Origin of the sequence: Collinsella sp. AM34-10 (assembly GCF_003469185.1) — a bacterium.
Taxonomy (GTDB): Bacteria; Actinomycetota; Coriobacteriia; order Coriobacteriales; family Coriobacteriaceae; genus Collinsella.
In genome coordinates this window covers 253380-254451 of sequence record NZ_QSIL01000004.1, presented here as the reverse complement: position 1 = coordinate 254451, position 1072 = coordinate 253380, and the positions used below count along the sequence as shown (strand labels likewise).

2 protein-coding genes are annotated in these 1072 nt (G+C 63.2%); one reads left to right on the top strand and one right to left on the bottom strand.

What is annotated here, in order from left to right; translation table 11 throughout:
- Positions 1-367, top strand: a 367-nt coding sequence (locus DW823_RS05720) for a sensor histidine kinase (protein ID WP_147350661.1), incomplete at its 5' end; no start/stop codon positions are given.
- Here the strand turns inward: DW823_RS05720 and DW823_RS05715 are convergent.
- Positions 349-522 carry a ribbon-helix-helix domain-containing protein gene (locus DW823_RS05715; RefSeq protein WP_199574357.1) on the bottom strand — a complete coding sequence of 58 codons (174 nt, stop codon included), beginning with the start codon at positions 520-522 and terminating at the stop codon, positions 349-351. The two genes, DW823_RS05720 and DW823_RS05715, sit on opposite strands and share 19 nt — an antisense overlap.
- Positions 523-1072: the final 550 nt, after the last annotated feature.

Below are 1072 nucleotides of genomic sequence, written 5' to 3'. Positions count from 1 at the left end.
CGCGAACCTCGTGGCCAACGCCGCCGAGCACGCGCGCTCGCGCGTGGTGGTCTCCTGCGACGTCGCGGGCGGGCGCCTCGTCATCGAGGTCGCCGATGACGGACCGGGCTTCTCTCCCGCCGCCCTCGAACGCGGCTGCGAGCGCCTCTTCACAGACGACTCCTCCCGCTCCTCGCGCGACGGAGGCCGCCACTACGGGCTCGGCCTCCACGCCGCCTCCGAGGCCGCGAGCGCCCACGGGGGCTCCGTCTCGCTCGCCAACAGCCCCTCGGGCGGCGCGGTGGCCACCATCGCGGTCCCCCTGTGCGGGCCTGACGACTCAGGCCCTCACACCGGCGTGCCTCGCAATCAAACGCTTCCCGGATAATTCATGAGGCCGTACTCGTATTCGAGTCTGTCTATCTCGGCGGCGATGGCCTCCGTCATGTAGAAGTTTTTCGCGCGGCCCGTCGACTTCGCCAGGCGGTCGTACCTGTTCGCGAGGTCCTCGGGGATTCTCTGGGCTGCGGTGGCGGTTGCCATGACGCACCTCCCGGTTAGATGTAATACGTGTATTACTTTCTATCACATCACCCGAACCCCGCATCGGCGTACGGCCGCATCTGCTTTTTTACCTTACATTATGTCAACCGGGCCGTGCTCGGCTTGTTCAGCCGGATTAAATCAACCGTTAAATCAATCCAGGCCTGCAAGGGGCGGTGGAAATCCTTTGAGGACTGAGGGCGCCGTCCCCAGGCCGGCTCCTCGATGGCCGCGGCTGAATTCCCCTGCCATCGGCTGCGTGGGTTCCGGCACGGGGCTCTGGCGCTGCTCGAACTGGGCGCAAGACTCGGCTGTTGGTCGTACCGGACGGCATACGTTTTGAGACCGGCAAGCTGATGCCGGCTCGAGGACAGCGGCCCGGTGCACCGGGCCGATCGATAGCGGTCTCAGGTTCACAGCGCAGTTTCTCAGGGCTCGCATATATAGGAAGACTTGATTGGCAATCGATTTTAATGAAGTCGGCAGCGCATGTCAGAGTTTTCAACAAATTTAACATGCCACCCTTTATATCCGCACGCGCGTAATTCAA